This is a genomic window from Paenibacillus sp. J22R67 (assembly GCF_059692175.1).
Genome location: NZ_JCAUAX010000001.1, coordinates 1,315,954 through 1,330,277, shown reverse-complemented (window position 1 = coordinate 1,330,277; position 14,324 = coordinate 1,315,954). Strand labels below are relative to the sequence as shown.

General features: G+C 44.7%; 9 protein-coding genes. 3 read left to right on the top strand and 6 right to left on the bottom strand.

The window, feature by feature from the left end:
* Positions 1 to 139: 139 nt before the first annotated feature.
* The 6 genes from AC58VC_RS05815 to AC58VC_RS05790 all read right to left on the bottom strand — a co-directional run bounded on the left by AC58VC_RS05815 (position 140) and on the right by AC58VC_RS05790 (position 9,222).
* On the bottom strand, positions 140 to 2,650 hold the full coding sequence (locus tag AC58VC_RS05815; RefSeq protein ID WP_497367860.1) for a beta-mannosidase: 2,511 nt from the start codon (positions 2,648 to 2,650) through the stop codon (positions 140 to 142).
* Between the two features lie 30 nt (positions 2,651 to 2,680).
* A complete protein-coding gene (locus tag AC58VC_RS05810; protein ID WP_497367859.1) occupies positions 2,681 to 4,264 on the bottom strand; it encodes a response regulator in 1,584 nt (527 codons plus the stop codon).
* On the bottom strand, positions 4,245 to 6,017 hold the full coding sequence (locus tag AC58VC_RS05805; RefSeq protein WP_497367858.1) for a sensor histidine kinase: 1,773 nt from the start codon (positions 6,015 to 6,017) through the stop codon (positions 4,245 to 4,247). Before AC58VC_RS05805 ends, AC58VC_RS05810 begins: the two co-directional genes overlap by 20 nt.
* Before the next feature lie 40 nt (positions 6,018 to 6,057).
* A complete protein-coding gene (locus AC58VC_RS05800) occupies positions 6,058 to 6,933 on the bottom strand; it encodes a carbohydrate ABC transporter permease (RefSeq protein WP_497367857.1) in 876 nt (291 codons plus the stop codon).
* Between the two features lie 19 nt (positions 6,934 to 6,952).
* Entirely contained in the window at positions 6,953 to 7,828 is an 876-nt protein-coding gene (locus tag AC58VC_RS05795; RefSeq protein WP_497367917.1) for a carbohydrate ABC transporter permease, read from the bottom strand.
* Between the two features lie 74 nt (positions 7,829 to 7,902).
* Entirely contained in the window at positions 7,903 to 9,222 is a 1,320-nt protein-coding gene (locus AC58VC_RS05790) for an extracellular solute-binding protein (protein WP_497367856.1), read from the bottom strand.
* A gap of 205 nt (positions 9,223 to 9,427) precedes the next feature.
* Between AC58VC_RS05790 and AC58VC_RS05785 the strand changes: the two genes are divergently transcribed.
* The 3 genes from AC58VC_RS05785 (at position 9,428) to AC58VC_RS05775 (ending at position 14,188) form a co-directional block, all read left to right on the top strand.
* Positions 9,428 to 9,946 (top strand): GNAT family N-acetyltransferase, encoded by a 519-nt coding sequence (locus AC58VC_RS05785; RefSeq protein WP_497367855.1) that lies wholly within the window; start codon positions 9,428 to 9,430, stop codon positions 9,944 to 9,946.
* Between the two features lie 196 nt (positions 9,947 to 10,142).
* The gene (locus AC58VC_RS05780) at positions 10,143 to 12,446 is read left to right on the top strand and encodes a helix-turn-helix domain-containing protein (protein ID WP_497367854.1); all 2,304 of its coding nucleotides are present in this window, start codon (positions 10,143 to 10,145) and stop codon (positions 12,444 to 12,446) included.
* Between the two features lie 197 nt (positions 12,447 to 12,643).
* Positions 12,644 to 14,188 (top strand): glycoside hydrolase family 28 protein, encoded by a 1,545-nt coding sequence (locus tag AC58VC_RS05775; protein ID WP_497367853.1) that lies wholly within the window; start codon positions 12,644 to 12,646, stop codon positions 14,186 to 14,188.
* Positions 14,189 to 14,324: the final 136 nt, after the last annotated feature.

Here is a 14,324-nt window from a genome sequence, read left to right as displayed (position 1 = left end):
CCTGCTTTGTTTACCTGTTTGTATGGGTACCAAGTTATCTTATGCTAAAACTTAAGGAGGCGTCTTGAAGCTGCCGAAAGCGGCACGCTATTAACTGTTGCAATTCCAACGTGGCGCTAAGCAGGCTCCTAAGCCGTTATTATGAATTGATTGCAGTTACACTCAACTTACTTAAATCAACCCTGTCCCCAGTGGGGTCACTGATATACACGGTCACTTGCTCGCCCGCGCGTAGATCGAAGAAGTTGTCGCTGAAGCGGATATTCCCCTGCGGGAGGTCCAACTTTACCATCCGCGCATGTGCACCATTAGCAGTGATATGCACAGCTTGCGTATCTGCATCGATATTTACGCTGAGTGAAGTCGCAGGGAATTGAAGGTCCTTCTGATCGCGCAGATAATGGAGATTATCAGGCGCAGCCCAGTCTGTCGTGTGCACGCGGACAACAACCTGCTCGGGAAGTGCCCCATTTAAGACGGCAGCTTCTGGCAAACGTCCTAATTGGATCGCAGTGTTTGCCCCGACAGCAGCTTCGAAAGCATGCGTGAATAATTGCTCACCAGAGAAGTTATAGACAGACACGTGAACCTGTCCTTTTAAGGCAGATAAAGTATCGTTGACGGCCCAAACCGCTAAATCCTGCCCAGGCTCATGATCGATCGAGAGCAACAGAGGGTGATAGAACTTCGTAGCATAGTAGAACGAAGCCTTCGGCAGCAATTCATAATCAATTAGCGACCAGCTTGTACCTGGCCAGCTATCGTTCAATTGCCAGATGAGTGATCCACTCGTGCGATGTTTGTTCCGACGATAATGTTCAATGCCATACTTCAGGCCTTCCGCTTGTGTCAGCATGGAGAAATTCATATACTCTTCTATGTTTGTCGGAATACCGGTATATCCCTCCATGAGCAGAATACCTTTTTGGTGATTCGTATCTTTATTACGATAAGCCATTTCAACACTGTTCCAGAAAAATTGGCCATTTGGAATGTTCTTCTCTAGCGTGTAACGATTGGCTGAAGCATGCATACCGAATTCACTACTGAAAAGAGTGAAGTCTTTTTTGTAGTTTTTGAACGTAACACCTTGAATACTGTAATCAAGCAACGGTACATCACCAAATTGACGGGGATACACGGAACCATGCCATACCTGCCAGTTATGGCGGTCACCGACATCGGGATCGTTGGCATCATTGCCGCCAAAAGGGGAAGATGGCCAGTATGCACGACTGTCATCGAGCAGTTCCAATGCATCTGGAATCAACTCGTGGTAAATGATTTCTCCGTAGAACGGACAGTTGATGTCACCGCCAGCGGATTTCATATCATACAACCAATCTATTTCATTATTCCCACACCAGAGGGCCAGGGAGGTATAATTGCGCAAGCGCTTGATGTTGTAAATAACCTCGTTACGGACATTATCCATGAAGTCACGGTTAAAATCAGGGAACAACGCGTTAGCAAAGGCAAAGTCCTGCCAAACCAGAACGCCGCGTTTATCGCACTCTTCATAGAAGACATCCTTCTCATAGATGCCGCCTGCCCACACGCGAAGCATGTTCTGATTGGAAGTAACCGATAAATCAATTAGATCTCTGTAACGTTGATCAGGGATGCTTCCGATGAAATGATCCGCGGGAATCCAGTTCGTGCCCTTTGCGAAAAGTTTCACGCCATTGAGCACAAAAGCAAAGGCATTCTGACCCTTATTATCGAGTAACTGCAGTTCGATTGTACGGATACCAATCGATTTGCGATACGAATCGACTTGTTCGCCATCCGCATGCAGAATCACTTCAAGCTCATACAAATAAGGCTTGCCTAAGTCATGTGTCCACCAAAGTTGAGGATCGGCGACCTGTAAAGTAAATGAGCCGGATGTTTGTACATTCCCTTGCGTAGCCGCAACAACTTGTCCAGCCGCATCAATTAAACGAATGTCACATGACTTCTGTACACCTTTGCGAAGGGTTGTAACATCGACATCGACTTGGATTTCAGCCTGGGTTGCGCTAATTGTACGTGTCCGAGCAAAAACGCTGTCCAGCTTCGCGCGGCGGTAACGTTCAATAAATACCTTGCCCCAGATCCCCACTGTGACCATGCGTGGACCCCAGTCCCAGCCGAAATTCATCGCTGCTTTGCGCAACCAAGGGCGCTCCTTGGTATAAGAGGACCATTGGAACAATTCTTTGTCCTTATTGTGTAGATGTAAAGGATCAAATTTAACAGCAATTGAATTTTTGCCGTCTTGAATAACGCGAGTTACATCAAAGGTATGGGCCATGAGCATGTTGCTGGTTGTCCCGATTTCCTTCCCATTCACGTAAATCGTAGTAAATGTATCAAGACCCTCGAAGGTCAGTTCGTGCTTTTCTTTCTCGTCTTTCGCATCCCCTAACGAATAATGGAAGGAGTGGCGGTACCACCATTCTTTTTGCTCGATCCATCGGCTTTTCGCATCATTATGACCGAAATAAGGATTCTCGATCAAGTCTCGCTCAATAAGTGCGGAATGGACATCCCCAGGAACCTTAGCTGTAATCCAGAAACGATCGTCTAACCATGCTGCAGCTACATCGAGGGGTCTAGCTTGACCTACTTCGAACTGCTGCAGACGCCATAATCCTGATAATTCCATCTGTCATTTCTCCTCTTACACCATGATTTTTTAAAATTTTGGAGGTTGAGCAGCAGGATGAAGCACTGCTTCCTCCCGGAACTCACTCGGTGTTTTGCCAGTGAATTTCTTGAATACTTGACTGAAATATTTGATATCTTCGAAACCGACTGAACTTGCGACATCGGCGATTTTGGCAGGCGAGACGGTTAGAATTTCCATGGCACGCTTAATCTTTTGCCGTGTCACATAGTCACCAAACGTAATCCCAGCTTCCTTTTTAAAAACTTCGCTCAAATGATTCGGATGCAGATGCACATGTTTAGCAACTTGCTGTAAGCCAACATCTTTCCCCAAATTCTCATGGATGAAGGCCATTGCTTTCTGTGTATGGGTAGCCCCCCCCTCACCTAATCGATGATGGTACAACTCCATGATTGTCAACAGATATTGAAACAACGCGTCTTTCAGCACGATATCTCGTTTGACGACGAAGGCGATATTTACATCATCGAGCGCTCCAAGACGCCCCGTTGCTGTCAACACACGTTCTAGCCAACGATGTGCGGAGAGGGCAGCAGAGCGGACCAAGGATTCAAGCGATTCGATCGTCATGTGCGGGTCGCTTAGTTCCGATTGCAAATAACGTTGAACCCAGTTCTTCAAAGCGACGGAGTCATCTTCCAGCAAAATCGAAGAGAGCTCCAGCTCTTCCTCATGAGTACAGACGGTTTTGCCGCCTTTACGTTGAACGATGTCCGAGTAAATCAGGATGGATTCCTCCAAATGATGCTTATAGCTGAAAGCATAATCAGCAGTGACATAGGATTTATATAAATCCGACTGCTGATAAACGACCTCGCCGACAGAGATACTGACTTTGCATTTGAGCAGACGCTCGATTTTTTGCTTGGCAGAATCGGGATGATCGAAGAAGTCAGATGCACTTGTTTTCGGAAGCGCCACGACAATTCGCTGTCTGTAGATCAAGGTTTCACATTGCAAGATATCATGCAGCATGTTGTCCACAGCGAACAGCAACAGGGAGGTTTCGGAGGAGGTTGCTCCCCAGCCTTCCGCGGTAACCACGTAGGTTTGAAATTTAGGTTGAACATGGTCATGTGTGATAAATAAAAGAGGGAGATAATCGGGCAGCATGTCCTCATCGACAGCCGCGGATTCGCCTTCAATAATCCAACGCTCAAACAAACGATTGCGAACTTCTTTGTTCTTATAGATATCCTGGTTGAGATATTTCCATTTATCCTCAATGCGCTGTTTTACTTGGAGGACGGTTTTCATAATTTCTTCTGGTCGGCTAGATTTCAAAAGATAGTCGCTGACACCTTGTCGAATCGCTTGCTGTGTATACATAAAATCATCGTACCCAGATAAGATAATTGTCTCGATGTCTGGTAGGAACTCTTTGGCCTTTTGAGCTAATTCTAAGCCATTCATGTGCTTCATTCGGATATCTGTCAAAAGAATATGAGGACGTTCCTCGGGTATGCGACGAATCGCCTCTTCAGCAGAAACGGCCGGTTTAAGCAATTCGATTCCGATTTCTTTCCAATTAATGACTTTGGCCAAGCCCGTCCGGATGATGACTTCATCATCAACGATCAAGATTTTCATGGTTATCCTCCAAAACTGGGATCGAAAATGACACACAGGTTCCTTCATCCAATCGGCTCTCAATCTTAATCCCCGACTCAAGCCCATAATGCAGCTGTAAGCGTTCATGCACATTACGCAATCCGTAACTGGCATCGCTTCCTATCGTTCCCTCGGCAGGGTATAAACTGTCCAAGACCTCATTCAACCGCTCTGAAGACATCCCAATACCATCATCCATCACTTTGAAATACATCATATGACCCTTCTGCTCGACATAGATGGAGATGGTGCCAGGCTGTTCTTTCATTTGTATGCCATGAATCATCGCATTTTCAACCAAGGGTTGAAGCAGCAATTTCAGCATGAAGGAATCACTTAAACGGGCATCAACCACATAATCAACCGTAAACTCATCGGGAAAACGAATCGATTGCACTTGAACATAATTACGAATATGGGCTAGCTCCTGCGAGACCGTGCAATATTCTTTGCCTTTATTCAAGCTGAAGCGTAAAAAGTCACTTAACGCGCCTACCATCTCAGCGATGCGATTTTCTTCACTGAGCAAAGCGATCCAATGGATCGACGACAATGTGTTGTATAGAAAATGCGGATTAATCTGTGCTTGCAAGGCACGCATATCGGCTTCTTTTTTGCGCGTTTCATTGTGGATGAGCTGCTTTTTTAAGACCTCGATATGGGTGCTTAACAAATTGTAGCTGCCAGCAAGGCGACCAATTTCATCGGTTGTATACACCGGGTAATACGGCAAAGGTTCATCCGGATTTATGGTCGATAGTAAGCGAGTTAAGGACCCAAGAGGCGTCGTAACCTTGCGAATAACGAAAACTGTAAGTAAAACATTCGTAAGGACGGAAAGCGCAACGGCTATGGCTGTTAATTGCAAAATATACCGATTCTGAGCGCTATACAGCTTCGATGGTATAATGCCGACGATTGTCCAGTTGAGCATAGGCTCCCGATAAAACAAAATGCTCATCTGGGATGCCCCCATTCCTGAAGTCCAAACGCCGAGAGAATGACCGTGAATGCGTTCGTTTAAGCCAGGAAACAAGGTATCTGCCTCTTGTGAGAGCCAGCCTTTGGAAGTGGAGGACATGACTTCATTTCGTTCATTCAGCAAAGCGACTTGACCATAACCATCAGCAAGCTGCGGATTGGACCAAATGCGCGACAAGACTTGTTCATCCACACTGATGGATAGCCAGCCAAGTGTCTCGTAGGTATTCAAACCACGGATGGGACGTACGAAGGAAAATACTTGTCGATCCCCCAAATAATTTTCGATGTGATATAAGCCAGTCCACAGCTTGTCCGTAATCTGTTTCATTGTGATCTCTTGATCCAAACACGATTTGTAGATCGTGGTTGTGGAAAGAGGCGTCGTGTTATTGCTTGGATATAGGGTGATATTGGAAATGTAATCCTTGGTGTACACTAGATTTGTCATGAGCCCGAGGATTTGTGCTTGCGCATCCAAGTTCTCATCGGTTCGCTTCAAATACGATTGAATATCACGCTGGCCGATGAGGAAAATGGATATATTCTCAACATCCTTCAAGATGAACTTAAATTTGGCGTCCATTTGAGCGAGCGAATTCAAGCCTGCTTGCTGGGCTTTATCTTGGGTAATATCCGAAGACGTCGTGAAAGCGAAGGTGCCCAGAAACAAGAGGGGGATTAATGTTGTTACAAGCATAATGAAGGATAGCTTGCGCTGTAAGGAATAGCCAAACCACTTGCGCAACATGTGTCATCTCCTTACTCGTTGTCTGGATGCTAGAAGTCAACTAACCTTTCACTGCTCCCGCGGTCATCCCTTTCATAACTTGCTCTTGGAAAGCCAAGTACACAGCGATTGTAGGAACAACAGCGATTGTCATAGCGGCGAGTGTTAAGCCATAATCGGTTTGGTAGCCGTCCGCGAAATTTGCAATACTTAATGGTAACGTTTTTAAGCTGCTTTTGCTAATAAAAACAAGTGCGAACGAAAAATCGTTCCAGAAATGCAGGAAGCTTAAGATGACAACCGTCGATAGTGCTGGCAAGGAGATAGGTAACATGATGCGCCAAAATACACCCCAAAGCTTAGTGCCATCAATATAGGCTGCTTCTTCTATTTCTTTTGGCACAGAAGCCAAATAAGCGGTAAGTACGAAGATAGCTGTCGGTAATGCGAAAGCGGTGTAAGGCAGTATGAGTGCCCAATACGTATTCAGAAGTCCGATTTGCTTCATGAGAATAAACAAAGGAACTAGTGTACTATGAATAGGAATCAGCATTCCAATGACGAAAAAAGCAAGGATAATACCTTTGAAACGGAATTTGAGTCGGGCGAGAACATAAGCCGCTAGGGAACTCAAAAACAACGTGAGTGCCAGTGAGACCAGCGATACAATGACCGAATTGAGAAAAGCGGTACTCATTTTGGACGCTTGCCATGCAGTTACATAGTTAGAAAACTTCCATGCTTGGGGCAAGCCGAACGGATGGTTAAAGAATTCGCTATTCGTTTTAAATGAGGAAATAACGAGCCAAAACAAGGGATACAACGTGAGGACCGCATAGAGAGTCAGGAACGTCCAGAGTGCACCTTGTTTCCATAAACGAAATGAAAACTTGCGAGTTGTCGCAGTTGATTTTACTTGAATTGGAATAGAAGACATAGTCAGCTTCCTCCTTTCACTATACTTTGGATTTACGACTTGTTGCCCATTGGCTAATACCAATGAAAATAAGACTGATCAAGACGATTGTTGTCGAAATGGCACTACCAAATCCATATCGGTACGACGAAAAGGTCGAATTATACATATACGTAGCGAGCAGCTCAGTCGCATGAGCAGGTCCGCCCTTGGTCATCACATACACGAGATCAAAAGATTTCAAGCTTCCAGAGATACATAAGATAATGGCAATTTGTACGGTGCTCCACATCATCGGCAGGGTAACTGAAAATAACTTGCGTGCGCCTTCAGCACCATCGATCTGAGTAGCATCATGGATTTCACCAGGAATATTCTGAAACGCGGAAATGAAAATAATGAGATAGAGACCGACAAAACTCCAAATGAGAGGAGGGGCTAAAGCAAAAATCGCAATCTTAGAATCAGATAACCATTGCAGCTTCCAGGATGCTAAACCAAGTTTATCAAGCAGCAGGTTCAGAATACCGATTTGTGGATGATAAATATATTGCCAGATCATCCCGATAACGACGGATGACATGACCATCGGAACGAAGACGGCAGAACGGATGAACCGTTGCAGCGCGTTGCTTTTGTGCAGCAGAATTGCCAGGATAAGTGCTACAGGAAGCTGACCGAAGACAGCGACAACTAGAAAAATAAGGTTGTTCTTTAAGGATGTCCAAAAAATAGGATCATGAATAATTTCTACATAGTTTTTCAAACCGATAAATTTGGCCGCGCCAATTCCTTTCCAGTCGAAAAAGCTATAGTATCCTGACCAGATGACAGGGACAAACACAAATAAGGCGTAAACTAAAATCGCAGGGGCAAGGCTCATAAATACGAACCTGCGTACGTAAGCTGCATTCATCATTCTCACTTCCTTCATGTATGAAATTAGCCAGCCCTGCCACAGACGTGGAGGGCTGGATGTGCTATCTTGTATTATTTACCTAGTGAAGCAGCTTGCGAGTCTTGAATTTTCTTAGCAATTGCTTCGGCGTTTCCACCCATTAGTAGCTCTTGCAGCCCGTTGTTGATGACCTCAACGGCAGCAGAGCTTAATTTAGCATCGTAGACCGGGGTGATTTTCGTGGTTTTCATCAAATCGTTGAGTTCTACGAATAACGGATTTGCTTTGGAAGGATCAAGCTCGATTTTGTAACTAACTAATGTGGAGCTGTTCAATGTTGCTTGCTGTCCTTCAGGACCAGATAGTGCGTAGAATAATTTCTGAGCTGCTTCTTTTTTCGCGCCAGTAAGTTTCTTGCTTACGCCAAGACCTGTACCAACAACACCTGAAGTGGATTGAGGATCACCTTTTCCACCAGCAACGGAAGGCATTAAAGCGATATGCGTGTTGCCAAGCACATCTTTAGGTGCGTTCTGAACTACGTCAGCCATTGCCCAGCCACCATCGATGAACATAGCTGCTTTTCCTTGATAGTACAGCTGTCTCATTTGATTTTGATCAATACTGTTGAAGCCGTCTTGGAAAGCTTTCGCGTTGCTTAGCTCTTGCAGCTTTTTCAAGGATTGAATAAATTCTGGATCTGTAAACTCCACGCCCTCTTGATTAGCCGCTTTAAGGAACCAATCGGAACCAGTCATGCGGTCAGCAAGTCCGCTGAAAATGGTGGATTGTACGGCCCAGTTTGCTTTGTTGCCCAGCGCGATTGGGATGATTTTGTTATCGTTAAACGTCTTCACAGCAGCCATAAGCTCATCCCACGTTTTTGGAACAGAGACATGGTATTGATCAAGAATGGCTTTGTTGTAGTAGATAAAGGATGTTGGAGATAGGTTCATAGGTACGGAATAGACCTTGTTATCTACGGTATATCCATCAAAAGCACCTGGAATGAAATTATTTTTCCACTCTGGCTTGCTGTCCAAGAACTCGTTGATCGGTTGAAGCAGGTTACCGCTAACGAATTCTTTCGTCATAGCGTCTGGCCACATAACGAACAAGTCTGGCATTTCATTCGCTGCTGCAACTGTTTTCAAACGAGTTTTCAAACCGTCTGTAGGCAGACCTTCAATTTCCAATTCGATATTTTTATTTTGAGCTTGGAAATCATCAAGAATTTTACGCATAGCGACAGCTTTCGCATCTTGACCAGACCAGTTGTGCCAAATGGTAAGCTTTACTTTCCCGCCAGTTGTACCGTTATCTGTAGTAGCAGCTTGTTCTCCATTCCCGCATGCGGAGACAAGCACTGTGGTTGCTAGTAATGCTGTAGAGATTAGAGTTAGTTTTTTCATGTTCGACCTCCTGATTGATTGACTCTTCCTCATTCTAAAGATTTTCTTAGGATTCGTAAGGTGAACAGGATAAGGAACTGGGTAGAAAATGATCGGATGTGATCTTCTATTCATAAGCATATCCATTGCACTGTTTTTCATTTTGGAAATGTGAATGTTATTATGTTTAATAGTGCAATACGCTAGTATGAGGGGGAATCTGACTATGTACGACAGTGAATTTGATAAAATTTTCGCGATTATGATGACTTCATTTCCGGAAAATGAACGTAGAACTTATGCTGGACAGAAGGAATTGTTATCTGATCCTCACTATCGTCTTATTACTGAAATGGATAGCAGCAACAATATGATTGCTTTTGTTGCTGTATGGGAATTTCCTTTATTTCATTTTGTCGAGCACATTGCTGTTGATCCGGCCGTACGGGGAAGCGGTCTAGGAGGAAAATTAATGAAAGCGTATATCGGTGAGTCACTAAAGCCCATTCTATTGGAAGTGGAACTCCCAGCTACGGACATAGCGCAACGGAGAGTAAGCTTTTATAAACGATTGGGTTTTCATTTCAATCATTTCGAATATGTGCAGCCTCCTCTTCAGAATGGGCAGGCTGATTTGCCGCTCAAGATTATGAGTTACCCTCAATCTCTCACAGAAGCGGAGTTTTCTCTTTTTAAAGACATTCTATATACAAAAGTGTATAAGGTTAATAAATTGTCTATATAAAAGGACCTTGGGAGGATACGAGTAGATTACGCCGGCTCTCACCATCTTGAGTAATCCTATCGCGTTTAGGGAAGGAATTGAAATAATCCTAACGAATATCTTTACTATACCTACTGCAATCAACCACCACCCGAGGATCGTTTTATCGCTCCTTGTTTTTTATTGCCTTTTTGATGAATGAAGGAGTGTACCGCCTATGTTCAAACTTATATCATCGAAGTATTGGATTCGTCTACTTTTACTAACGTTACTGATTGGAACGATTCCCGTGGTAGTTTTGGGGAGTCTATCTTATATGCGTGCAAAAGATAGCGTACAAGAAAAAGTCAATGATAGTAATATGCAGCTTCTGCAGCAAACTCAGTTGAACGTAGAGCAGGTTCTTCAATTGTTTGAGAATTTGATGACTCAGTACATCTCCACATCAACGGTGAATGAAGCTTTGCAGACGCCGTTTTCACCAAACAATTTTGTGCTGATGAACGAACTTTCTGTTGGCTTAAATAAAATGCAGCCTTATGAGCTGGGAATTCATGATGTTTATGTAGTAAACCAGCAACATGGATGGGTATTATCCAATCAAGGTTACAGCACATTAGATGAATCAACAATGAAAGATAGTATCCTAGAATATGCAAAATCAACGGAAAAATCGTTCTGGCGTACATTTACAACTGTTGCTGCTGCAGGCACACCTGCAAACGATGCCGAGGAAGCAGTGACGTCAGGCGTTCGGCTTGTCAAAAAACTTCCGATTAATAGAACAATAAGCTCTGGATTAATTATTGGAGAGCTGTCACGCAGTAAATTGGAAAAGCTGGTCTTTAATGAGTCACAGGAGCGCGAGACCGTTATCCTGGACAATAAGTTTATACCTTTGACCCAGCCTTCCGGTAGTGTTCTGAAATCAAGTGCTGAGTTGAAGCAGGCCGTGGAAATGATTCCGGATAATGCCGATCCTCACCGTGGTTATTTTACTTTAAAAGTGAATCAAAAAATGATTGGCGTAAACTTTACGAAATCTGATTATAATGACTGGTATTATATGTCTTTTTCATCATTGAATGACATCACAAAAGATTCCCGTTCGATAGGCTGGTACACCTTCTATATTTCGATGGGGACGTTTACCCTCATCTTACTAATGGCGTTAATTGGCTCCAAGCAAATGTATATGCCAGTTCGTCGTATCTTCTCTGCAGCCGCAGGCGACGACGCTGCCGATAAGCGGCAGGGCAAGGATGAGTTTCAGTTTATCGGTGAACAAATTCATCATCTGCGAACCTCACAGAATCATATGAAGGATCAACTTCGTATTCATTCCAAGCAATTGGAAGCGTTTTTTATTCGCCGGCTTTTGCAAGGAGAAGGTAGGCCAAGTGAAACACGTGAGAGGTGGATCCAGTTTGCTTATGACCCGTTGCCTGATCTTTTCGCTGTGCTTGCAGTTGAAATTGATACGCTCGAAAACACAAGATACAGTGAGCAAGATGTGGATTTGCTCCTTTTTGCGATAAACAATATGACCAGCGAGCTTATTCCTCCTAGTCGCCGGCTTGAACCTGTCGTCATGGTAGACAACCAGTTGACGATATGCCGGGGCGGCGGCCTGTCCGGGCAGGATTTCGATATGCAAATGTATGCCTATGCGGAACAGATTCAAAAGACAGTAGATGAGATTTTGGGTCTTAAGATTAGTATTGGCATCAGCAGGCCATATCCGGATATTGATAAGAGCCATCAGGCTTTTAAGGAGAGCTTGGAGGCACTTAAGTACAGGGTACGCTTCGGAGCTCAGGCCATTTTGCCATTTAATAATGTACTGCCCGATACCCAAATTGTCGCTGCCTACCCAGATTGGCTGGAGAAAGAGTTGATTGATGCTGTTAAGATGGAGGCGCGGGACAAAGCTAGAGAGCTGCTCAGGGAATTTATCCAAAAGGCAATCATGGATAATCCACGGTACGATGACCTTCAGATGGTGTTAACGCGACTTTTGATCGATCTTTTGCGGGAATGGCAAGAAGCCGGAGAAACGACGAACTCTCTGCATGGTACAAGTAAGCCTCTGCAGGAGCATCTGCTTGAACTTCGAACTGCAGAGGAGATCGAGGCTTGGTTTTATCGGGAAGTCATCGAACCGATGATGGTCTCGCTGCGCCACAAATGGGAAAGCGGGAATCAGAAAATTTCAGAGCGTATGCTGGAGATGATTCATGAGGAATTCGATTCAGCCTTGACGCTGGAACTGTGTGCGTCTCGTCTGAATTATCATCCGAATTACATTAAAACCGTTTTCCGTAAAGAAACAGGCACCAACTTCAGTGATTATCTATCCAAGTACCGCCTAACAATAGCCAAGCAGTGGCTCGTAGAAACCGATTTGAAAATAAGCGAAATTGCCGAAAAGCTCCACTACCAGAACTCGCAAAATTTCATCAGGTACTTCCGTAAAATGGAGGATATGACGCCTGGCCAATATCGAGAAAAGCATAGATAAATGATAAAAGAACCTGGTGGTGATCCCCGATCCCCATCAGGTTCTTTTATTTTCCTAATCTGCTCCGATGATTATGTCGTCTGCTCCTAGGATTATTAGTGTAAACTTTCGCTAATACCTGCCGTACCGATTATCGACAGGAATAGGTAAGGAACGTACAGTTAGACCAACGCCACTGAAATGGAAGGAAGGAAACCATGAATAAATTATCATATAACATACGCGATTTCGGTGCAGCCGGGGATGCCGTAACCAAAGATACCAAGAGTATTCAAGCAGCGATTGATACATGCTCGGAACAAGGCGGAGGAACAGTGATTGTGCCGCAGGGCAATTATTTAACAGGAACAGTCATGTTAAAACAGAACGTCAACTTGCATTTGGAGGCAACAGCAAGGATTATCTCTTCAATGGAAGAGCAAGATTTCGATCCCGATCCGCACATCGGCAGGCGAGGTCTGATCTCAGCTCGGAGTGCGAATAACATTTCTGTAACCGGTCCTGGAATTATTGACGGACAGGGTCCACGCTTTCTGGAAGAAGATGACGGGAACGGCGATCATGTGCTCCTGCCTCTGCAGGAGTTCCGTCCTAAACTCATTGATCTGGAAGGCTGCTATGATGTTCTTTTCCGTGAGGTCACCTTATTTCATGCTTCCTCATGGTGCCTTCATATGACGGGATGCCAGCGTGTGAATGTGCATGGCATCACCATCCTCGGTCAGCTCCGTGGGCCGAACAACGATGGGATTGATCCGGACAGTTGCCGTGACGTGCATATCTCCGACTGTCATATTGAAGCAGGTGATGATTGCATCGTGTTAAAAACGACAAAGCATGGTGCTGCGAATTACGGTGCTTGCGAGAATGTAACGGTAACGAACTGTACGCTGATTTCACGTTCTTGTGCGCTGAAAATTGGAACGGAAACTTTTGCTGATATCCGGAACGTTGTTTTTCAGAACTGCGTTATACGCAATTCAAATCGAGGAATGGGTGTTTGGTCTAGGAATGGCGGAACGATTGAAAATATTTTATTTTCCAATATTATCGTGGAGACTCGCCTATTCAGCGACGAATTTGAGCAGCAGCGTAAGCGTAAATGGTGGGGAAAAGGGGAGCCTATCTTTGTTTCGGCAGAGCGCCGGCGTGAACTCGATGCTGGAACACCTGGGGTCATTCGCAATATCCGTTTTGACCATATTTTGGCTGAGGGGGAAAACGCCGTTTACTTAGAGGGCTCGGAAGAATGCCGGATTGAGAATATTGCTATCCGGAATATGAAGCTAACGATGAAGCAGCGAAGTCCGTATCCAGGGGGCGTATTTGATACGAATCCTACGGCTAGAGGCGTCTTCGCCCATACGATTCCGGCAATCTTCTGCCGGTACGGTACGAATATTTCTCTGCAGGATATTGAAGTCGATTGGAATGGTACTAGAAATAGACATTGGAAGCAGGCGCTTCATGGCCAATATATTGAAAAGCTGTCGTTGCTCCAGTTCCACGGCGCACCCGCTCAGGAGGATGGAACGGCTATTGAATTAACAGATGTCCGTCATCTGTCGGTAGAGCACTGCAAAGCGCAGCCGGGAACACATACTTTTATGTCATTGGAACGTGTAGACGCACAGAGTATGTTTGTTGTAGGCAACGACTTTGCTCAAGCCGAAACCGCCATCCGCTTTACGGATGGAACCAATCCAGATTACTATGCTGCGGCAAATCGGATGCCGAAGTGATTATTCGATCTGCCCACTTGATTATTGGCAGGATTAATGGCTGCGATTCAGCATCTAAGCAGGGTTTACGCACATAATCTGCCATCAGGATTGTCGACAGGAATCCGTCACTGCTGTACGATTGGAATCAATCAGC